This window comes from Streptomyces sp. NBC_00005, from assembly GCF_045160215.1.
Classification (GTDB): domain Bacteria; phylum Actinomycetota; class Actinomycetes; order Streptomycetales; family Streptomycetaceae; genus Streptomyces.
Genome location: NZ_CP108316.1, coordinates 9,719,201 through 9,738,285, shown reverse-complemented (window position 1 = coordinate 9,738,285; position 19,085 = coordinate 9,719,201). Strand labels below are relative to the sequence as shown.

Below are 19,085 nucleotides of genomic sequence, written 5' to 3'. Positions count from 1 at the left end.
GGCGCACGGCCGTCAACTCGCCGCGTGCTCACGGGACTTGGTCAACGCAACCGCCCACGCGATGGCTGCTCAGCGCCACATCGTCCATGCGGACGTCGTACGCCGAGGGAGTCGGGGCGGACTGGTACAACTGCCAGCCCAGCTTGAGCTTGTCGAAGCGCGGGAAGAGGAAGTCGTCGGCCGTGCCGCCGTGTTGGTTGGTGGAGACCGTCAGCTCGGGCTGCTCCACTCCGTCCAGATAGACGGTGACGCGGTTGTCGGTCGCGTCGAGGTGGAACTCGACGCACTGCCACGTCCCGGCCGTGGCGGGAGCCGAGGTCTTCCAGTCGGTCCAGTCCCCCGTGGGCCCTAGATCGGAGCCGACCCCCCAGAAGTCGGCACCCGAGGTCGGGACGTACTGGCCGCCCAACGGCCGTACCAGCGTGGGGACATTGGAGCCGGAAGCCTCCGCGACGGTCCAGTGCGCCCAGTCGGGAGCCGTGGGGAACTGGTCCACGCGCAGCCGCAGACGGGCCCAGAAACTGTTGCCTGCGGGTGCGAGGTCGGACAGCACGAGGAAGGCACGGCCGTTGCCTTCGGTACGCAGCCGCAGTTCGCGACCGTGGCCGGTGGCGCTGGGCTCGACGGTCAGCGAACCGTCAGAGGCGTCGGTGGTCCAGCCGCGGCCCGCGGTGACCGGTCCCAGAGGCAGGCGGTCGAAGTTCTCCCGTACGAACGGTCCGTGCGGGACCGGGGCGGCCGAGGCGGCGGGCGGTGTCGCGAGCAGCACGGCCGCGGCGGCCGACAGCCCGGCCGCGACCTTCCTCCTGCATGTCATGCTCATGCGCTTCATGGGGGCCAGTCTGCAACATCCACAACAGGAGTCACACGGCTTCGGCAGCCAGATCTCTACCGCCGGGCGCAGCCTCGGAGGCCCGCTCGGAAAGGGCCGGTTTCCGGATCAGGAGCAGCGCCGCGTCGTCGTGCAGCCGACCGCCCACATGGGCCAGCAGTTCGTCGTGGAGGGCATCGAGGGTGCGGGCCGGGTCGTCGGACACGTGGCGCTCCAGCCCCTCGTCGAGCGGATAGAACTCGCGGCCGCCGTCGCGGGCCTCGGTGACCCCGTCGGTGTAGAGCAGCAGCTGATCGCCGTCGGCGAAGGGCAGAACGTGGAGGCCGGGGGCGTGATTCGTGAGGGCGCGCAACCCGAGGGGCGGGGCCGGGTGCACGGGCTCCACCTCCTCGACGCCCCCGGACGCGCGGACCAGCAGCGGTGGCGCGTGTCCGCAGTTCACCACCTCCAGCTGCCCTGCCCTCGGATAACCGGCGACCACGGCGGTGACGAAGTCGTCGCTGCCGAGATTGCGCGCCAGGCTCCGCTCGATCCTGTCGACGACGGCGAGAAGATCGGGCTCGTCATAGGCGGCCTCGCGGAAGATTCCGAGCACCAGCGCTGCGGTTCCCACGGCCGGCAGACCCTTGCCGCGCACGTCGCCGACGATCAGCCGCACTCCGTACGGGGTGGGTATCAGCGCGTAGAGATCTCCGCCGATACGGGCCTCGGCCGCCGCGGCGCTGTAGCGGACGGCCACCTGGAACGGGCCGACGGTCGCCGGAACGGGCTTGAGCAGCGCATGCTGGGCGGTCTCCGCGACCGAGCGGACGGCCGCGAGAACTCGTTCGCGCCGCCCGCGCAGCGCGCTGGCCAGGCCGCTCGCCAGGGCGACGGCCACGAGGGCGGACAGGACGGCCGCCAGTTCGCGGCCCGGAACACCGTCCGCGACACCGAGCGTGGCGCCCAGCACCGTGGCGAGGAGACCGACGCACAGGACACCTCGAGGCGCGTTCGTGGTGGCGGCCAGGGCGGGCCCGGCCGCGAGCATCGGCAGCCAGACCATCCCCGCTCCGCCGACGAGGTCGGCGAGCACGATGACGGAGACGATCAGTACGGGCAGAACGGGTGCCCCGACGGCCAGCCGCGCGGCGGCGCGCCTGCGGGCCGAAGGCCCGGGACCGGCCACTCGGTTCCTCAACGCCCATATCGGCGAGCGGTCGCCACCATGGTCTCGGGCCTGACTCATATTTCGCCTGCAGTCCTCACCTGTGTACGGGACAGACTCCCGAAATGTCTGTTTCATCCATGAAACGGGTTCAACGCGGGCGCCACAAGGAGAGGATTTTCAGATAGTGAGCGACAGGCCCCTGGTCACGCGGCTGGCGGTCGGAAGCAGCCGGGACCGGATCTCCGGCAGCCGGGACAGCCGCTCCACCGGCAGCGAGACGCCGAGCGAGCCGAGCACGTCCCCGCAATAGACGGGCACGGCGACACAGACCGTACCGAGCGAGTACTCCTCCAGGTCCGTGACGGCCGGGGCCACGGGCGAGGAGTCCAGTCGCCGGAGCAGTTCGGGCCGACTGGTGATCGTCCGTGGCGTGAGGTCGACGAGGTGGTGCCGGGAGAGGTAGTCCTTGCGGGCCTCCTCGTCCATTTCCCGCAGTACGGACTTGCCCAGCGCGGTGGCGTGTCCCGCGTCCTCGAATCCCACCCAGAGGTCGACGCGGGGCGCCCGGGGACTGTCGACGATCTCGGCGACCCGGATCTCGCCGTCCTCGTAGAAGGTGAGGTAGGTGGCGGTCACGAGCTCGTCGCGCAGCGCGGCGAGCGTGGGACGGACACGACTGAGGAGCGCCTGCCCGCGGCCCGTGGACTGCAGCGTCTGCAGCTTGTCCCCCAGGATGAACCTGCCGTCGCCCAGCTTCCGCACGTATCCGTCGTGGACCAGCGTCCGCAGCAGGTGATACGCCGTCGCCAGGGGCAGGCCCGTCTCCCGCGCCAGCTGCTTCGCCGGCGCGCCGTTCTCGTACGCGCTCACCGCCTCCAGCAGCCGGAAGGCCCGCTGGACGGACGTGATCAGCGTTGGGCCGTCTTGCACACCCATAGGAACAGCGTGCGCCAGGTGCGCGGGGCGGGCAACGTGAGCGGCGACGCGAGACCGGGCCAGGGCGCCGCAGGACCTGGCGTCCCGGGTGACTTCCCTGAGACGACGCCGACCACCCCGCCAATTCGACTGCAGTCGGGTAATCACCAAAACGCAAACCGGGCTTTCGACCACGGCAATGAGGGTTCCCGGAATTCGGCGCGCCGCGGGGCGTTTTGGGGATATTCGTCACTAACCTCCACAACTGAACGAAGTCGATCTGTCTCAGGTCGCATCCACTTCACTCCACCGGAGATGACATGCACAAGCTTCGCAACGCTGCCGTCCTGGTCGCCGTCCTCGGGACCGTCGGACTGGCCGGCGCCGGCGCTGCCCACGCCGACTGGGGTCAGGGTGGCCGCGGTTCGGGCGGAGACGGCAGTCAGTTCAGCGTCACGCAGAGCACCACCTGCAGGTCGCACGACCTGAACCTCGACGTCCTCGGCCAGGTCGGACTGCTCGACGGTGTCCTGGGCGGTGCGCTGAACGGCGAGGGCAACCCAGGCGCGCAGGACACGGGTCTGGGCTCGGACATGGGCTGCAACAACGCCGTGGGCAAGTAAGCAGGTAGACAAGACAAAACCTCACCGCGGCGCCCCGGCCACACGCCGGGGCGCCGCGGCTTTCATGTCGCCGCGGCTTTCATGTCGCCGCGGCTTTCATGTCGCCGGAAATCCTGCGGACCCTGGTCGACCGCCGCCCGGGAAAGCCGGAATGCCGGAACGGGGAAATATCCGTTCCGGCATTCGCCGATCTCGCCCCATGAATGGGAGTGAGGCGGCTTGAGTTCGGTTCACCTTGAGCGAGGTCCTGCATTCGACGTGCCGCAGCCCGGGCGCGCACCCTGATGGGTCTTCTGCGCGTCCGGGCTGCGTTTGGCGCTGGAGGTATTGACCAGCGGACCGCGAGCTTCGTTACTTGGCGGTGGCGAACGAAGGGAGGAACTGGTTCAGATCGAACTGCGGCACGACGTACTTGGGAGCCTCCTCCGACGCGTCCTTCTTGGTGCTGTCCGCCGGGAACGAGTACACCGGGAACGTCATTTCAGTGCCCTGCCGCGGAGTGTCGGAGTCGTCGGCGAAGCCGACACCGACACCGAGAACGGACAGACCCGCAACTGCTGCGGCGACGACGGCAGCGCGCTGGAACTTGCGCATGATTGACCCTTTCTCACCTGGGCTCGAAGCCCTTGATGACTACTTAATGTCAGCATATATGCGCATTTGGTAGCAATTTGGGATCTTGGCCTCGCCAATGCGCCATGTCGCCATGTCACCTTGTCGCGAGGTCACCTTCCGGGCGTCGCCTCCGGAGGGAGCGGTGGTTCACGACGTGCTTGCTCCGGCGCGGCCGGGTGTGGAGCAGGCGCCTGCCGCGCACGCCGTGAGCCACTGGTCGAAATCGGCGTCGTAGCGGGTGGCGATGTCGGAGTTGTAGACGGCGTATCCGCCCGTGTAGTCGCCGACACGGAAGCGGGCGAGCATGCGCTGGATGTCCGCCGGGTGCTTCTCGAACATGTAGCGGACCGCGAGATAGCCCCAGGGGTAGGTGCGGGTCACGTCGCTGTTGGCGTAGGTGCTCTGGAACAGCGTGCTCAGTCGATACGTGTGCTTGCCCGCCTCCCCGGCCGCCTGCTCGTCGGTGATGCCGCGGTAACCGTAGGAGACGTATTCGGCCAGGCCCTCGATCCACCAGATGTCCGGCACCGACGTCTGCTGGGTGAAGTCGCCCTTCATGTCGTAGCGGGCATCGAGGAAGTGCGTGTACTCGTGGTTGAGGTTCCAGATCCGGGCCGGGAAGCCGTCGTCGGAGTCCTTCTGGTACATGATCGAGAGTGGTTGGTTCGCGGGGTCGGACGGGTCTCCCGTCATGGTGATACCGCCGTTGTCCGTACTGACCCCGAAGATCGCCCCGGCATAGGTCTGGTAGTCCGCGCGGCCGGCGAAGACGACGAGTTGGACGGTCGACAGGTACTGCCCCGGTATGGGGCCGTCGTCCTTGACGAGGTTGTCGAAGTACGGGTCCTGGGCCCGCAGGCTGGCGCATACGGCGTCGAGGTCGGCGGAGGTGAGCGCCTGGGCCCGGATCGTGTGGGTCGTATCGCAGGTGTGGGTGATCGGCAGGGCCGCGGCGGTCAGCCGGCCGGGCAGGTCGCAGACGTCGTAGTACGAGCAGTTGGGGCCGTCGTAGTAGTCGGCCTGCGTCGCCACCGCGACCCACAGTCCGGCCGTGGGACCGGTGATCTTCGATGCGTTCAGCAGGTCCTTGGTCAGGGGCCGGACCGTGGCACGCAGCGAGGTGTGTTCGACGTAGCGGGCCAGGTTCATCCCGGCGTTGGAGTCCAGGTAGGCGCGGTCGGTCCCGAGCAGGTCCCGGTGCGTGAGCGCGAACGCGTGAAGGGTCCGGACGACGCCCGGGGTGGCGGCGACCGCGTTGACGTAGTCCGGGTTCCAATTGCCGCGCCAGAGCGGGGTGTAGACGTCGTTGACGGCCGCGACCATGCTGTCGACGGCGTCGTAGGAGCTGTCGTAGCCGCCGAGTATCCGCTGATAGACCGTCAGGTAGCGGGCCTGCTGGTCGGCGCTGTCGGTGAGGATGACGGCTTCGCCGAGCACGTCGCCGTTCGCCGCGGTGACGTCCCGGGAGTGCCGGTTGGCGAAGAAGGCGTCGAGGCCGCGTGTGGTGGCCCGGGCCAGGGGCGCGCCGTAGGGGCCGACGTCGGCCGGGTGGTTGAACTGCACGTAGTAGCCGGCCCGCAGGAACAGGACGAGCTGCCACACCCCGGACGAGTTGTCGCCTCGGTAGCGTTGCGCCTCTCGCGCGAAGGCCTTCGCCACGGTGACCATCTGGGCCTGGCGGAAGATGTCGCGGGCGTCGGTGCCCGTCACGGCGAACAGGGTGTTGATGCAGTCCGAGGTCGAGGCTTCGACGAAGGCGACGAGGATGGAACCGGTCTTGCCGGTGAAGTCGGCCGGGCCGCACGAGGCGGTTCGCGGTGCGGAGTTCTGCATGGACTTCGGTGTGGACTTCGGTGTGACCTTCCGTCCTGTGTCCGCGTTCGGCCGGGCGCGGGAGGGCGTCGGCTTCAAGGGGAGCAACTGGGCCGTGGTGAGCGGGCGGTGCTGTACGGCTGGGTGGTCGGTGGCGATGACCGTCGAGCCGGTCGGGGGTGGGGGTGGCGTCGCTTTCCGGGACACGGTCAGGGGGGTGGTGCCGTGCCTGGCCGGGGGTGCCGCGAGCGCCGGCGTCGACAGCAGGCCGGCGAGGGTGACGCAGACGGCGAGGGCGCCGGCCACGCGTCTGGGCAGCGTGAAGCGGTAGCGCATCTCTGGGCTCCTTCACGGGTGGATGCGCCTCGATAGGGGTGTTGAGGCGTGTGAGGCACCGTCTCAACGCCGGCCCGCGCCGACAATGGAATGTGACATAGCACTGTCCAACGCCAAGCCATAACATCCGGCACCCACCTACGCCCCGCTCACCCGCCAAGTCCGCGCCGCCCACGCCCTCAAGTGCGGAGACTGTCCGGCGAGTTCGCGATACGCGGAGGCGGCGGAGTGGAACAGCGTCTCCGTCACCTCCCCGGCGACCGCGTCAGGGCGCCAGGCCAGCACATAACGGCACCACAACGGTGTACCGATCAACGGTTTGATCACCACATCGGGGATCGGTCGCAGTGTCGCCTGTACGACGGACACTCCGAGGCCGTCGGCGATCATGCCCTGCAACTGCAGCTGGTCGCCCAGGAATTCGTGTACGGCGACCGGCGAGAACCCGGCCGCCGCGCAAGCCGTGTAGAAGACGCCCGGCCAGCCCGCTCCGTCGTCCGGTGTCAGGAACCAGGCGTCCTCGGCCAGTTCGGCGAGCGAGACCTGAGCGCGGTGCCGGAGGTGATGGCGGGTGGGCAGCGCCACGAACGTGGGCTCGGTGACGATCCCGCGGTGCGTCACCGCGTCCGAATGCTTCAGTTCCATCCCGGGGTAGTCCGCGGCGACGGCCGCGTCCACCGCGCCGTCCTCGAGGAGTTCGACGATCCGCGAGGAGGCGTACACGCTGCTCACGGCGAGGGAGACGTCCGGCAGCCGGGCCCGGACCCGCGAAACCATGCCGGACAGCACCGGGGAATTGGTCGCCGCCACGCGCAGGGTCCTACGGCTGCTCGCGACCTCGGCGGCCGGACGGTGCCCGATCGCGGCGGCCCGGGCCAGGACGTCGCGTGCCTGGGCGACGACCTCGGTGCCGTACCGTGTCGGCCTCACCCCCGTGGCCCCCCGCTCGAAGAGCGGCTCTCCGAAGTGCCGCTCGATCCGCCGGAGTTGGGTGCTCATGGCGGGTTGCGAGTAGCCCAGGTCCGAGGCGGCCCGGCCCACGCTTCCCGCATCGTCGATCGCGCACAGGACGCGTAGATGCCGCAGCTCCAGCTCCATCCGTCCACTCCCCCCGCCGCCATGCCTTTGGCGCGCCGAGCCGTTCCGTGGTCGTAGTGGCCCCCGGACGCGGCGAGGCGAGTGTTTCCCCTGCCCCGATGCCGCTACTCCTCCGGGGAGCCGCATCGCCCGAAACGCGACCCCGGTGAGTGGGGTCTGCTCTTGTGCCGGATGGGCCGAACGCGCCGGCCGGGAACGGATTCCGGTCGGCGCGTCGAGGATGACGGACCTCTGTCAGCTCAGATGCCGGGCGAAGAACCGCAGTGCGCTGTCCGTCTCGAAGCGCGGCAGATCTCCGTGCTTGCCGGGGTTGGCGTGCAGTGTCTTCTCGGCCGAGCCGATGGCGTCGAACAACGCCAGGCTCTGGGCCCGCGGCACCATCTGGTCGTCCCACTGGACCAGAAACCGCACCGGCACGGTGATCCGCGCGGCGACGCCGGTCAGCGTGGCCGCGCCGAGCAGGCCCAGCACCGCGGCGCGGACTCGGGGTTCTTCGGCGATGAACGGGACACCGAGCCCGCAGCCCATCGACGCACCCCAATAGCCCACCGGACCGCTGCCGACGTGGTCGAGTTGTTGGACCGCGGTCAGAACCGCCTGCCATTCGGACACGGCCTGTCCGGCCAGGAAGGCGTGCATGGTGGCGACCAGCTCGGCCGGATTCCCGCCGGCGGCCATACCTGCCCGCATCTCGGTCGCGATCCGGTCGAACTCCTCGCCCTTGGGCCGCTCACCGTGGTGGGGCGCATCGATCGCGGCGACCGCGAAGCCGCCTTCGGCGACGAAGTGGTGTGCACGGCCGACGATGCCGGGGGCCTTCTTGTGCTGCCCGCCGCCGTGTCCCATCAGGATCAGGGGGCGAGTGCCACGGGCGTCTTCCGGCGTCCACAGCACGCCGGGGATCTCGCCGAGAGTGAAGGGTTGTTCGGTGACGCCGTCCGACGACGTCTGGGAGGCGAAGCGCATGGCGTTTCAAGCCTTTCGGGATGCCTTTTGCGGGCGCTCCCTAGCCCACGCAAGAGAGGAGGGAGCCCCAACCTGTCACAGCGTTGATCGGTCTCACCTCCTCGAATTCGCAGCGGTACGCGGCGGGCCGAACGTACCACGAAGGGCGTTACTCCTCCGGCGTCTTTTCGTCTGTGGTGACGACGGTCGCTTCGGTGGTCGTGCGCCCCTTGTCGGCCTCGTCACGCTGCTTCTTCAGGGCGAGTTCCCTGGCCGTCTTCTCGGAGTGCAGCCTCATCTCTGCCTCTGTCCGGAGATCGAACAACCTTGCCTCCTTCGAACTGTGCTCTGTCGCGATCCACTTGGCGACCGCGAACGCTTCTTTGCTTGAACATTACCTCACGACCGAGTACGAAGTCACGGTCAAATTGCCGTTGCACACGGGTAGTTGAAGCATGGGCACGCCACGGGCGGCGCCCGCACCGGTGGACCGCGCGCCCCCGGCCCGCTCGGCCCGAAGGAGCAGCGGCGGCGCGCTCCTCTCCTGGCCGGAAACAGCTTGTACAGCGGTGGAGTTCCGTTCGTACTCTGTCCGAGGTCTGCCGAAGTGAGGTCGTGCCATGAGAGCGATCGTCGTGGGGGCGGGCATCGGGGGACTCGCCGCGACGCTGAACCTGAACCGCGCCGGCCATGAGGTCACGCTCGTCGAGCAGACGCCGCGGTTCACCGAGGCCGGTGCCGGGATCCAGCTCGCGCCCAACGCCACGCGCGTACTGCGTCGACTGGACCTGCTCGGCGCCGTCGCCGCACAGGCCGCCCGTCCCTCCCACGTGAGTTTCCGTACCTGGTCCGACGGGGCCGAGATCTGCCGTTACGCGCTGGGACATGAGGTCGAGGACGAGTTCGGGGCGCCGTATTTGCAGGTCCACCGCGCCGATCTGCAACAGGCACTGGCCGCTGCGGTGCCACCCGAGTCGGTGCGTCTGGACACCCCTGCCGTGGGAATCGACCAGGACGACGGGGCCGCCTATGTGACCACGGCGAGCGGTGAGCGTCTCGCCGCGGATCTGGTCGTGGCCGCCGACGGGATCCGGTCCGCGGCCCGCCAGTGGCTCTTCGGTGCGGACGAGGCGGTCTTCTCGAGGACCGCCGCCTACCGGGCCCTGCTCACGGCCGACGACGTGGCCGATCTCGACCTGCCGGACACCGGGGTCTGGCTCGGGCCGGGGCGGCACTTCGTCCACTACTGGGTGCGCCGTCGCGAACTGCTCAACATCGTCGCCGTGTTCGGGACGGACACGGCGACGGAGTCGTGGACCGCCGAGGCGGAGCCGGGCGAGCAACTGCGCACGTTCGACGGCTGGGACCCCCGGGTGCGCGGCGCCCTGGAACGCACGGGGCAGGTGTTCCGCTGGGGCATCTACACGCGTGCCCCGCTCGCCCGGTGGAACGTCGGACGGGTGACGCTGCTGGGCGACAGTGCCCACGCGATGGTGCCGTTCCAGGCCCAGGGCGCGGCGCAGGCGATTCTGGACGCGGCGGTGCTCGGCGACTGCCTCGCGGGTGCGACGCCGGCCCAAGTGCCGGACGCCCTCGACCGGTACGTGCGCAGGCGCCTGGCGACCGCCACGAACATGCAGGCCCGTTCGGCGCGCGCGGGCGAGGACTTCCACCTGCCGGACGGGGCCGAGGCCCGGGCGCGGAACGCCCGCATGGCGGCGCACGCGGCCGAGCACCGGTTCATGCCAGTCGCGACCGCGTGGGCGGCCGACGTCCTCGACGAGCGGGCGACCTGGTGAACTCCCAGGCAGAGGTGGCCATCCGGCTCTCTCTGCGAGGCACCCTCCGCCTCTAAGGCACCCCCAGTTCGAAGAGCACGTACCCCGCGTACGAGCCCGACGCCACCGCCGTGATGCCCAGCAGTGCGCACAGCAACGGCAGGCCGAGGGTGCGCAGTCGGACGGCGAGGGGGATGAACAGGGGGAAGGCGGGGAGCAGGTAGCGGGAGACGTTGCCGAAGATCTGCTGGCTGCCCAGGACCAGGGCGAAGGTGAGGACCGTGTAGACGGTCAGGACGGCCGGCGGGCGCAGTCGGATCAGGAGAGGGATCAGGAGCAGACCCAGCAGGACGGTCATCGCACCGATCAAGTCCTCGACGGGGCACGGGAAGAGGTAGTCGGAGCGGCCCACGGCGAGGGAGGTGAAGACGTCGAGCGTCTGCTTGCCGAAGTCGAAGGTGTGGGCCCAGGCGCCCTTCTGCAGCTTGAAGTAGCCGCCGAGGTCGCCCATCCGGTCGCCGACCCAGAGCAGGTAGCCGAAGAGTCCGAGCGGCGCGATCAGTATCGCGGCGATGGGACGTGCGACGTCTTCCTGGCGGTGGTGGAGCGCTCGCAGCGCGGCGACCGTGAGGGCGGCGATGAGCGCTACGGCGGTGGGTCGGCCCAGGCCCGCGGCGAAGGTGAGAACGCCTGCGGTGAGCCAGCGGTCGCTCATGACGGCGTGGCAGGTCCAGACGGCGAGGGCGATGTAGAGGGACTCCGAGTACCCCGACCACTCGGTGCCGGATCCGGGCCAGACGGCCCACAGTCCGGCCGCGGCCAGCCCGGCGCGCCGACCGCCGAACCGGGCGGTGACGGCGTAGATGCCCAGTGCGGCGACGAACGAGGCGAGGACCGAGACCAGCAGGCCGGAGCCGTAGAGACCGAGGCCCGTGCCGTTGGAGACGAGTCGCATCATCGCCGGGTAGAGCGGGAAGAACGCGGCCGAGTTGCCTTCCAGGGTGATCAGTCCGGTGGCGCCGGGGACCCGGACGAGCGCGGGGTCGTACCCGTGGGCGGCGATCTGCTGGTACCACCAGCCGTCCCAGCTGGCCAGTACGTCCCAGGCGTGGGCGCCGCCGCCGAAGCGCGGGTCCTTCTTCCGGAAGTCCCCGGCGGAGTCCAGCAGGTACATGAAGACGGAGAAGCCGATGAGCTTCAGGGCGCCGTACATGGCCAGTACGGGGACGTAATGCCGGGCCGCACGGCGCAGGTTGGCGCCGCGGACCACCTCTGCGCGCACGAAGGAGCCGACGTCGGGGCGGTCGATCGGGGTCATGGTCCGGTTCATACGGCCGTGGATCCCGTCCCGCGGCGGCGGGTGGGGAACACCCAGGCCCGTAGGAGCAGGAAGCGAAGGAGGGTCGCGGCCAGGTTGGCGGCGACGAGCACCCCGACCTCCGTGGCGCGGGCCGCGCCGGGCGCCAGGTGGTGCAGCGCGGCGAGTGATCCGCTGGTGAGGGCCAGGCCGACCACGAAGACCAGCAGGCCCTTGGCCTGGTGGCGCAGTGCCCCGCCGCGGCCGCGCAGCCCGAAGGTGAGCCGCCGGTTCGCGGCCGTGTTGGCGAGAGCGCAGAGCAGCAGCGCCAGCGCGTTGGCGGCCTGCGGGCCCGCTGCGGGGCGCAACAGCGCATACAGCAGTACGTATCCGAGGGTGCTGACGGCTCCCACCGCGCCGAAGCGCAGCAACTGGCCGGTCAGGCCGCTCGGCGGCTCGCAGGTGCTTCGGCGCAGTCCCGCCGTCGGGAGCGTGCCGCGGGCCAGGTCCCGGCCGATCCTGGCGATGCCGCGCAGGTCGGCCAGCGCGGTGGCCAGGATCTCGACCCGGCTGTCGGGGTCGTCGACCCAGTCGACCGGCACCTCGTGGATGCGCAGTCCGGCGCGCTCCGCGATCACCAGCAACTCGGTGTCGAAGAACCACTCGGGGTCCTTCACCAGGGGCAGCAGCCGTTCGGCGACATCGCGCCGCACGGCCTTGAATCCGCACTGCGCGTCGGTGAAGCCCACCGCGAGGGTGGAGCGCAACAGGGCGTTGTAGCAACGGGAGATGACCTCCCTCTTGGGGCCGCGCACCACCCGGGAGCCGCGGGCCAGGCGGGTGCCGATGGCGATGTCGGAGTGCCCGGAGATCAGCGGGGCGACCAGCGGCAGCAGCGCGGTCAGGTCGGTCGACAGGTCCACGTCCAGATACGCGAGCACCGGCGCCCGCGAACCCGACCACGCGGTGTGCAGCGCCCGGCCCCGCCCCTTCTCGGCCAGCCGCAGCCACTCCGCCTCGGGCAGTTCGGCGGCCAGCCGGGCCGCGATCCGCGGGGTGGCGTCGGTACTGGCGTTGTCCGCGACGGTGATCCGGAACGGGTACGGGAAGGTCTCGCGCAGATGCGCGTGCAGCCGCCGTACGCTCCGCTCCAGGTCTCTCTGCTCGTTGAACACCGGCACGACCACGTCCAGGACGGGCTCCCGTTGGTGCGCCGACACGGGCGTACGGAGCGGCAGTTGGTCCATCAAATTTGTCACGATCTGTCCAGGTTCGAGTTCCGTCGCAGGGCATGCCGAAGTCACTCGCGGCAGTGCTGCGATCAGGGCTTGTGGATGAGGGGGCGGGGAGAGGGCGTGGCCCCCCGCTATCCGGAGTCCACCGAGGCGCCCGACACCGACGCCTCCGCCGTGGAAGGCGTGCTCGACGGTGTCGCCGGTGCGGTCGGCGTCCCGGTGTCGGAGGGTGGCGCCTGGGTCCTGGTCGCGGTCGGGTCCGAGGACACCGTGGCCGAACTCCCGGTCGTGGCAGGCGCCGTGGTGGGAGCGGACGGCTCCCCCGTGGTCCCGGTGGGGCTCACGGTCGAGGTGCCGCTCGGGGACGCGTCCGGCGTGCGGGTCGGAGTCGGACTGGGGGACGCCGGGATCGTCGCGGGCCGCGGAAGGGGAGCCTGCGGCCTGTTCTCGCCCGGGTCGTGCGGCAGCATGAAGAAGCCGATGCCGAGTCCGGCGACGGCCAGGACGGACCCGGCGGCCTTCTGTACCGCGCGGGCACGGCGGCGGGCCCGCACTCCGGACCGCAGACGTGCCTGGTGCCCGGCCTCGAAGGGGGTGTGCTCCTGGGAGTCGCGCATCATCCGCGCCAGCTCCTGCTCGAAGTGATCCATCGGTTCCCCTTCACCCCACCGGCTCGATGACGTCGGACAGGATGCGACGCAGTCGCGCGATGCCGCGCGAGGCGTGGGATCGCGCGGTGCCCACCGGGCACCCCAGTACCTCCGCGACCTGTTTCTCGGACAGGTCCTGGTAGTAGCGCAGCACCACCGCGGCCCGCTGCCGGGGCGGCAACTGGGCCAGTGCGGACTCCAGCCGGGAGCGCTCCGCCACGGTGGCGGACACATCGCCCACCTCCGCCAGGTCCGGCAGCTGCTCGACCGGGCGCTCACCCCACCAGCGCCGCCGCGCCGAGCGTGCCGCCGCCCGCGCCAACACCTTGCGTACGTATGCCTCGGGGGCCTCCTCCGCGATCTTGGGCCAGACGAACCAGAGCTTGACCAGGGCTTCCTGGAGCAGGTCCTCGGCCCGGTGCCGATCGCCTCCCACGAGCAGACGGGCGAGGTGGAACAGCGCCGACCAGCGGGCTGCCACGAACCCGTCGAACCCCTCGGCTCGACTCTGCTCCACACGCACCGTCCCCGTTCCGACCAGCCCCCTACACCTAGGGAAAGACGGTGGGCACCTCACTGCGATGCACTTCGCCCCTGTGATCCGGGTTACATCCCGCCTCGGGCACGGCATGACGCCGTCGTGGCCGCTCGGCCACTGGTCAGTCGGGTGCTCGGTCGCCGGTCAGTCCACGGGCCACGTGTGTGCGGGCGCGTTCAGATGCATGTAGTCCATGTACGTGGTGGTCATCTGCCGCAGCGCCTCGTGGCGGTCGGAGGTGCCGGCCTTCTCCAGGTGGTGCACCATCTCCGCCTGCCACAGGGCGCCGTTGCGGGCGGTGACGCAGCGCTGCTCGATGACGCCGAGCAGGGGTTCGCGCCATGCCGCGTCCATGCCGGCCAGTTCGAGGCCCCGGTGGGCCAGGGGCAGCAGGCGCCGCAACACCAGTTCCGTGACGGGCACTTCACCACTGCCGGGCCAGTACAGGCGGGCGTCGATGCCGTCGCGGGCCGCGGCGTGCAGGTTCTCCTCGGCGACCGCGAAGGACATCCGCGTCCACACCGGCCGGTCCTCGTCGACGAGGGCGCGCGTCAGGCCGTAGTAGAAGGCGCCGTTGGCGATGATGTCGGCCACGGTGGGGCCCGCGGGCAGGACCCGGTTCTCGATGCGCAGGTGCGGGCCGCTGTCGGTGACGGCGTAGACGGGGCGGTTCCATCGGTAGATCGTGCCGTTGTGCAGCGTGAGTTCACCGAGTTGCGGGACGCCGCCGCCGTCGAGTGCCTCCTGCGGGTCCTCCTCGTCGCACAGCGGCAGGAGCGCCGGGAAGTAGCGCACGTTCTCCTCGAAGAGGTCGAAGACGCTGGTGATCCACCGCTCCCCGAACCACACGCGAGGCCGTACTCCCTGGGCCTTGATCTCCTGGGGACGGGTGTCGGTGGCCTGCTCGAAGAGGGGGATACGGGTCTCGCGCCACAGCTCCTTGCCGAAGAGGAAGGGCGAGTTGGCCGCCAGGGCGATCTGTACGCCCGCGACGGCCTGGGCCGCGTTCCAGTAGTCCGCGAACTCCTTGGGGGCGACCTGCAGATGGAACTGGGTGCTGGTGCAGGCGGCCTCCGGGGTGATGGCGTCGGCGTACATCGACAGGCGCTCCACGCCGTCCACCCGGATCCGCAGGTCCTCGCCGCGTGCCGCGAAGATCTGCTCGTTGAGCAACTGGTAGCGCGGATCGCCGGACAGGGCGTTTTCGCCGACGTCCGACTCCCCCAGGGTCGGCAGAATCCCGATCATGATCAGGTGCGCGCCGACGGCCGAGGCGCGTTCCTCGGCGTGGTTGAGCGCGTCGCGGATCTCCCGCTCCCAGGAGCCGGGGCCGCCGGTCGTCAGCTGCCGGGGCGGAATGTTGATCTCCAGGTTGAAGCGGCCGAGCTCGCTCGCCCAGGCGGGGTCGGCGATCGCCTGGAGAACCTCGGTGCTCCGCATCACGGGCAGGCCGTCGCCGTCCACCAGGTTGAGCTCGATCTCCAGCCCGACCTGGGGGCGCTCGCTCTCGAAACCCGACTCGCGCAGCATCTGCTCCAGCACGTCGAGGCAGGTGTGCATCTTGTCCCGGTACTGCCGGCGGTCCTCCCGCGTGAACACCAGGGCGGGTACGTCACGTCCCATCGGGCCCTCCCGAGTGCCCTCGGCGGATACCTCTCGTCCCAGAGTCCCACCTTGACGGGATCCCGCACACACATCGACCTGTCACTCACAGAACGTGGTCGACGCAACGACAGAGGGTGAAGAGCGCGGCGTCCGTGCTGAACTCGGTGACTATCGTGGCTGAACCCGGTCAACACCATGAAGGGGCATGTGCCGATGAGCAGACCGCAGTCCGAGTTCCACCACCCCGAAGCGCCCTGGCAGCGACCGCCCGGGGCCTCCGACGGCGTGTGGGAGCAGGTGCTGGCCGTGGACCCGGAGACCGGGGACGCGACGGTGCTGCAGCGGTACGAACCGGGGACGGACACCAGCGGGCAGGGCTCGGTCCGGCACGACTACTTCGAGGAGGTGTACGTCCTCGAAGGCTCCCTCACCGACCTGCGCCTCGGCGAGACGTTCACGGCAGGGATGTACGCCTACCGGCATCCGGGGATGGAGCACGGGCCGTGGACGAGCACGGAAGGCGTACGGATGCTCGTGATCCGTGTCCACGGCCACGCACGGCAGTCGTGACGGCGTCCGTCAGGCGAGGGCTTCGCCGATGGCGGTGAGCCAGCGGTCCACCGGGCCGAGGCTGATCAACCCGCTGCCCGCGCCCGCGAGTTCACCCGCGGCCGGCGACAGACGGGTGTGCAGTCGCGCCAGTACCGTGCGGTCGCCGAGTTCCAGTGCGACCGCGGCCTGCAGGCAGCACAGCGCCTCGTAGAGGAGGTCCGCGGGTGGTTCCGGGAGCGCGTGCAGTGCATCGAGGGCGTCGGTGCGGGCGCCGGTGCGCAGGTGGACGTAGGGCTCGATCCAAGTCCGGTACGGGCCCCAGTCCGCGTCCTGGTCGATGTGCTCGGCGGCCTGACCTGCGGATGTCGTGCCGTCGGCCAGGCGCAGGCACAGCCCGGTGAGGGGCCGCAGACCGTTCTCGAAGCCGGGCATGCCCGCGCCCGGCAGCCGTGCCGCGGCGGCGTCGTAGGCGGCCTTCGCCTGTGGCGTCCGTCCGGCGGCGGTCAGCCGCAGCGCGCCGTACCACTGGGTGAAGACGCTCACCAGCGGCCGTTCGTGGCGCTCGGCCAGACGATCCGCCGCGGCGGCGTGCCCGTCCGCCGCCGGGAAGTCGCCGAGCGCGCCGCGCGCCTGCATCCGGATCAGGTGGCCGAGCACCTCGAAGTTCTCCAGGCCGTGCCGTGCGGCCAGTTCGACCAGCTGCGCGCCGATCGCGTCCCGCCGCGCCGCGAGACCTGCCCGGGTGCAGGACTGCATGAACGCCCCGTTGAGGGCGAACGCCAGCAGCGTGGGATCGTCCATCCGACGGGCGAGCTCCTCCGCCTCGCGTGCGGCTCGCGGACCGCGCGGGGAACGGGTGCCGCGCATCTCCAGGGCGACCGTGGCCAGCAGCCGGCAGCGTTCCGCTTCGTGGGCGTCGTCGTCCGGCAGCGCCGCCAGGGTGCGCTCGGCGGCCTCGACGATCTGCCGTGCCTGCTCGGGGTGGTCGCTGCGGGTCCAGATCGCGGGGACGTCGTAGGCACCGATCACCCGGGCGGTCAGGTCCGGATCACCGAACTCCTCGGCCGCGGTGATGGCCGCGAGCCGGTGCTCCTGGGCCGCGCGCAGCCCGCCGCCTCCGGTCACCGCGAGATTGCGGACCAGCGCGATCGTCGACTCCAGCCGGGCCCGGGCGCCCGCAGCGACCGTACGGTCGAAGTCCGTGGCCACCTGGGTCCAGAGCCGGGCCGCCGCGCTGGACGGTTCGGCCGGGAGGCCGAGGCGTGGGTCGTGCGTGAGGATGTCCGTCTCCAGACGGCGCAGTTCGGGACCGGGGTCCACGCCCAACTGCTCGGCCAGCATGGCCCGGGCCCGGCGCAGCACGGCGAGCGCATCCGCCTGGCGGCCCGTGCGGTACAGCGCGAGGGCCAGCAGCCGCCAGCCGTTCTCGCGCCAGGGGTGGTCCGTCACGTGGGCATCGAGGTCGGGTACGGCCTCGGCCGCCGAGCCCAAGTCCAGCTGGGCCTGGGCCCGTTGCTCCACCGCCCGCAGCCGCAGCTCGACCAGGCGCGAACGCTCGCCACGGGCCCAGTCCTGGTCGGCGAACTCGGCGTAGGCGGGGCCGCGCCACAACTCCTGTGCTCCCGCGAGCTGTTGCAGCGCCTGCGCGGGCGGCAGTTTCGCGGCGGCCACGACGGACGCCTCGAACCGCCAGGCGTCCACGGTCTCCGGTGCTGCCCGCAGCGCGTACCCGGGGCCCTCCGTCACCAGCAACCGGGCCGGTGCGCGGGCCGGGCGGTCCGGTTCCAGGACCCGGCGCAGTGCGGCGACGAAGGTCTGCACGGCCCCCACCGCGCCCGGACCGGGCTCGTCCCACAGGTCCTCCACCAGGCGGGCGACCGGAACCACCCGCCGGCGCGCCGTGATGAGCCGGGCCAGCACCGCCCGGTGCCGTGGGCCCTTCAGCGCGAGAACGCCGCCGGCGCCGTCCCAGGCCACCACCGGCCCGAGCACACCGAAGGTGATCGGTTCCATCCTCACCTCCCGCGCCTGCCCCGCCCGCCACAGTACGTGCTGATCGGATGCTGATTCGCGCGCGGGAGGCTCGGTCGTGTCCGCCCACCGGCACTGCACTCGTGTCCGCCCATCGGCAGGCGTCCTTCCTCCGCACTCACGAAAGCAGCACACCGTGACACCGACCATTCCGGGCTTCGACCTCCAGCGCGTCCAGGTCGCCGACGGCGTCGCCCTCAACACCGCCGTCGGCGGCTCGGGCAGCCCGATCGTGCTCCTGCACGGCTTCCCGCAGACCCACCTGATGTGGCGGCACGTCGCCGCCGACCTGGCGGCCGACCACACCGTGATCTGCCCCGACCTGCGCGGCTACGGCGCCAGCGACAAGCCCTCCGACACCGACGGGGCCACGTACGCCAAACGCACCATGGCCGCCGACACCGTCGCCCTGGCCCGCGCGCTCGGCCACGAACGGTTCGCGCTGGCCGGGCACGACCGCGGTGCCCTGGTCGCCTTCCGCGCCGGGCTCGACCACCCTGCCGCCGTCACCCACCTGGCCAGTCTGGACGTGCTCCCGACGCTGGACATGTGGCAGGTGATGCGTGGCACCACCGCCGCCGTGGGTTTCCACCTCTACCTGATGGCACAGCCTCCGGGCCTGCCGGAACGGATGATCGCCGCCGATGCGGACGCCTTCTTCGGTCACTTCCTCGACCTCTGGGCCCTTGACCCCGAGGCCATTCCCGCGCCCGTTCGCGCCGCTTACCTGACCGCGTGCCGGGAAGCGGTGCCTTCGATCGTGGCCGACTACCGGGCCTCCGCGGGCATCGACGTCGAGCACGACCAGGCCGACCGGGACGCGGGCAACCTGCTGGCCATGCCGGTGACCGTGCTCCAGCAGGACTGGGGCGCGGCGCTCGGCTTCGACGCCCGCGCCCTGTGGTCGGCCTGGGCACCGGATCTGGCTCACCGCACCGTCGAAGTCGGTCACTTCATGGCGGAGGAAGCCCCCGAGCAGGTCACCGAGGAACTCAGGAAACTGCTCGCTCGCTGAGTTGGCCGCCCCGCGAGCACTAAAAACGTTTTAGCCGCGGCCGGGGTAGACTGACGGC

The 19,085-nt window shown here is 70.7% G+C and carries 18 protein-coding genes; 5 read left to right on the top strand and 13 right to left on the bottom strand.

All coding sequences use genetic code 11. The features are described from left to right. Positions 1 to 28: 28 nt before the first annotated feature. The 3 genes from OG303_RS44410 to OG303_RS44400 all read right to left on the bottom strand — a co-directional run bounded on the left by OG303_RS44410 (position 29) and on the right by OG303_RS44400 (position 2,918). The gene (locus OG303_RS44410; protein WP_405877778.1) at positions 29 to 817 is read right to left on the bottom strand and encodes a hypothetical protein; all 789 of its coding nucleotides are present in this window, start codon (positions 815 to 817) and stop codon (positions 29 to 31) included. Positions 818 to 863: 46 nt separating this feature from the next. Then, entirely contained in the window at positions 864 to 2,060 is a 1,197-nt protein-coding gene (locus tag OG303_RS44405; RefSeq protein WP_405875667.1) for a PP2C family protein-serine/threonine phosphatase, read from the bottom strand. Positions 2,061 to 2,159: 99 nt separating this feature from the next. Continuing rightward, entirely contained in the window at positions 2,160 to 2,918 is a 759-nt protein-coding gene (locus tag OG303_RS44400) for an IclR family transcriptional regulator (RefSeq protein WP_405875665.1), read from the bottom strand. A gap of 299 nt (positions 2,919 to 3,217) precedes the next feature. On the opposite strand from OG303_RS44400, the gene OG303_RS44395 reads away from it, so the two are divergent. Beyond that, the gene (locus tag OG303_RS44395) at positions 3,218 to 3,520 is read left to right on the top strand and encodes a hypothetical protein (protein ID WP_405875663.1); all 303 of its coding nucleotides are present in this window, start codon (positions 3,218 to 3,220) and stop codon (positions 3,518 to 3,520) included. Between the two features lie 351 nt (positions 3,521 to 3,871). Here OG303_RS44395 and OG303_RS44390 read toward each other — a convergent pair whose 3' ends face one another. From OG303_RS44390 to OG303_RS44370, 5 genes are all read right to left on the bottom strand, one after another. Then, the gene (locus OG303_RS44390) at positions 3,872 to 4,114 is read right to left on the bottom strand and encodes a hypothetical protein (RefSeq protein WP_405875661.1); all 243 of its coding nucleotides are present in this window, start codon (positions 4,112 to 4,114) and stop codon (positions 3,872 to 3,874) included. 168 nt (positions 4,115 to 4,282) lie between these two features. Continuing rightward, positions 4,283 to 6,283 carry a collagenase gene (locus OG303_RS44385; RefSeq protein WP_405875659.1) on the bottom strand — a complete coding sequence of 667 codons (2,001 nt, stop codon included), beginning with the start codon at positions 6,281 to 6,283 and terminating at the stop codon, positions 4,283 to 4,285. A gap of 138 nt (positions 6,284 to 6,421) precedes the next feature. Continuing rightward, a complete protein-coding gene (locus tag OG303_RS44380) occupies positions 6,422 to 7,381 on the bottom strand; it encodes a LysR family transcriptional regulator (RefSeq protein WP_405875657.1) in 960 nt (319 codons plus the stop codon). Between the two features lie 234 nt (positions 7,382 to 7,615). Beyond that, positions 7,616 to 8,347 carry a dienelactone hydrolase family protein gene (locus OG303_RS44375; protein WP_405875655.1) on the bottom strand — a complete coding sequence of 244 codons (732 nt, stop codon included), beginning with the start codon at positions 8,345 to 8,347 and terminating at the stop codon, positions 7,616 to 7,618. A gap of 148 nt (positions 8,348 to 8,495) precedes the next feature. After that, positions 8,496 to 8,624: a hypothetical protein gene (locus OG303_RS44370; protein WP_405875653.1), complete on the bottom strand. Its 129-nt coding sequence runs from the start codon at positions 8,622 to 8,624 to the stop codon at positions 8,496 to 8,498. 322 nt (positions 8,625 to 8,946) lie between these two features. Here OG303_RS44370 and OG303_RS44365 point away from each other — a divergent pair, with 322 nt between their 5' ends. Further along, the gene (locus tag OG303_RS44365; protein ID WP_405875652.1) at positions 8,947 to 10,125 is read left to right on the top strand and encodes an FAD-dependent monooxygenase; all 1,179 of its coding nucleotides are present in this window, start codon (positions 8,947 to 8,949) and stop codon (positions 10,123 to 10,125) included. A gap of 52 nt (positions 10,126 to 10,177) precedes the next feature. Here OG303_RS44365 and OG303_RS44360 read toward each other — a convergent pair whose 3' ends face one another. Both OG303_RS44360 and OG303_RS44355 read right to left on the bottom strand, forming a co-directional pair. After that, a complete protein-coding gene (locus OG303_RS44360) occupies positions 10,178 to 11,422 on the bottom strand; it encodes a hypothetical protein (RefSeq protein ID WP_405875650.1) in 1,245 nt (414 codons plus the stop codon). 8 nt (positions 11,423 to 11,430) lie between these two features. Continuing rightward, positions 11,431 to 12,648: a glycosyltransferase gene (locus tag OG303_RS44355; RefSeq protein ID WP_405877776.1), complete on the bottom strand. Its 1,218-nt coding sequence runs from the start codon at positions 12,646 to 12,648 to the stop codon at positions 11,431 to 11,433. Between the two features lie 108 nt (positions 12,649 to 12,756). Between OG303_RS44355 and OG303_RS44350 the strand changes: the two genes are divergently transcribed. Continuing rightward, on the top strand, positions 12,757 to 13,281 hold the full coding sequence (locus OG303_RS44350) for a hypothetical protein (protein WP_405875648.1): 525 nt from the start codon (positions 12,757 to 12,759) through the stop codon (positions 13,279 to 13,281). 15 nt (positions 13,282 to 13,296) lie between these two features. Here the strand turns inward: OG303_RS44350 and OG303_RS44345 are convergent, their stop codons facing one another. Next, positions 13,297 to 13,803 carry a SigE family RNA polymerase sigma factor gene (locus tag OG303_RS44345; RefSeq protein WP_405875647.1) on the bottom strand — a complete coding sequence of 169 codons (507 nt, stop codon included), beginning with the start codon at positions 13,801 to 13,803 and terminating at the stop codon, positions 13,297 to 13,299. A gap of 165 nt (positions 13,804 to 13,968) precedes the next feature. After that, positions 13,969 to 15,447, bottom strand: coding sequence for a glutamate--cysteine ligase (locus OG303_RS44340; protein ID WP_405875645.1), 1,479 nt, complete (start codon positions 15,445 to 15,447; stop codon positions 13,969 to 13,971). Positions 15,448 to 15,642: 195 nt separating this feature from the next. Here OG303_RS44340 and OG303_RS44335 point away from each other — a divergent pair, with 195 nt between their 5' ends. Further along, complete coding sequence (locus OG303_RS44335) at positions 15,643 to 15,999, top strand: cupin domain-containing protein (RefSeq protein WP_405875643.1); 357 nt, start codon at positions 15,643 to 15,645, stop codon at positions 15,997 to 15,999. Positions 16,000 to 16,008: 9 nt separating this feature from the next. On the opposite strand, the gene OG303_RS44330 is transcribed toward OG303_RS44335, so the two are convergent. Further along, positions 16,009 to 17,994: a BTAD domain-containing putative transcriptional regulator gene (locus tag OG303_RS44330; protein ID WP_405875642.1), complete on the bottom strand. Its 1,986-nt coding sequence runs from the start codon at positions 17,992 to 17,994 to the stop codon at positions 16,009 to 16,011. Positions 17,995 to 18,148: 154 nt separating this feature from the next. Between OG303_RS44330 and OG303_RS44325 the strand changes: the two genes are divergently transcribed. Continuing rightward, on the top strand, positions 18,149 to 19,027 hold the full coding sequence (locus tag OG303_RS44325) for an alpha/beta fold hydrolase (protein WP_405875640.1): 879 nt from the start codon (positions 18,149 to 18,151) through the stop codon (positions 19,025 to 19,027). The last annotated feature ends 58 nt before the right edge of the window (positions 19,028 to 19,085 follow it).

Bases quoted from the DNA above. Each gene is read 5' to 3' on its own strand.
- OG303_RS44410 (WP_405877778.1), bottom strand. From the start codon at position 817: ATGACATGCAGGAGGAAGGTCGCGGCCGGGCTGTCGGCCGCCGCGGCC.
- OG303_RS44405 (WP_405875667.1), bottom strand. From the start codon at position 2,060: ATGAGTCAGGCCCGAGACCATGGTGGCGACCGCTCGCCGATATGGGCG.
- OG303_RS44400 (WP_405875665.1), bottom strand. From the start codon at position 2,918: ATGGGTGTGCAAGACGGCCCAACGCTGATCACGTCCGTCCAGCGGGCC.
- OG303_RS44395 (WP_405875663.1), top strand. From the start codon at position 3,218: ATGCACAAGCTTCGCAACGCTGCCGTCCTGGTCGCCGTCCTCGGGACC.
- OG303_RS44390 (WP_405875661.1), bottom strand. From the start codon at position 4,114: ATGCGCAAGTTCCAGCGCGCTGCCGTCGTCGCCGCAGCAGTTGCGGGT.
- OG303_RS44385 (WP_405875659.1), bottom strand. From the start codon at position 6,283: ATGCGCTACCGCTTCACGCTGCCCAGACGCGTGGCCGGCGCCCTCGCC.
- OG303_RS44380 (WP_405875657.1), bottom strand. From the start codon at position 7,381: ATGGAGCTGGAGCTGCGGCATCTACGCGTCCTGTGCGCGATCGACGAT.
- OG303_RS44375 (WP_405875655.1), bottom strand. From the start codon at position 8,347: ATGCGCTTCGCCTCCCAGACGTCGTCGGACGGCGTCACCGAACAACCC.
- OG303_RS44370 (WP_405875653.1), bottom strand. From the start codon at position 8,624: ATGAGGCTGCACTCCGAGAAGACGGCCAGGGAACTCGCCCTGAAGAAG.
- OG303_RS44365 (WP_405875652.1), top strand. From the start codon at position 8,947: ATGAGAGCGATCGTCGTGGGGGCGGGCATCGGGGGACTCGCCGCGACG.
- OG303_RS44360 (WP_405875650.1), bottom strand. From the start codon at position 11,422: ATGACCCCGATCGACCGCCCCGACGTCGGCTCCTTCGTGCGCGCAGAG.
- OG303_RS44355 (WP_405877776.1), bottom strand. From the start codon at position 12,648: ATGGACCAACTGCCGCTCCGTACGCCCGTGTCGGCGCACCAACGGGAG.
- OG303_RS44340 (WP_405875645.1), bottom strand. From the start codon at position 15,447: ATGGGACGTGACGTACCCGCCCTGGTGTTCACGCGGGAGGACCGCCGG.
- OG303_RS44335 (WP_405875643.1), top strand. From the start codon at position 15,643: ATGAGCAGACCGCAGTCCGAGTTCCACCACCCCGAAGCGCCCTGGCAG.
- OG303_RS44330 (WP_405875642.1), bottom strand. From the start codon at position 17,994: ATGGAACCGATCACCTTCGGTGTGCTCGGGCCGGTGGTGGCCTGGGAC.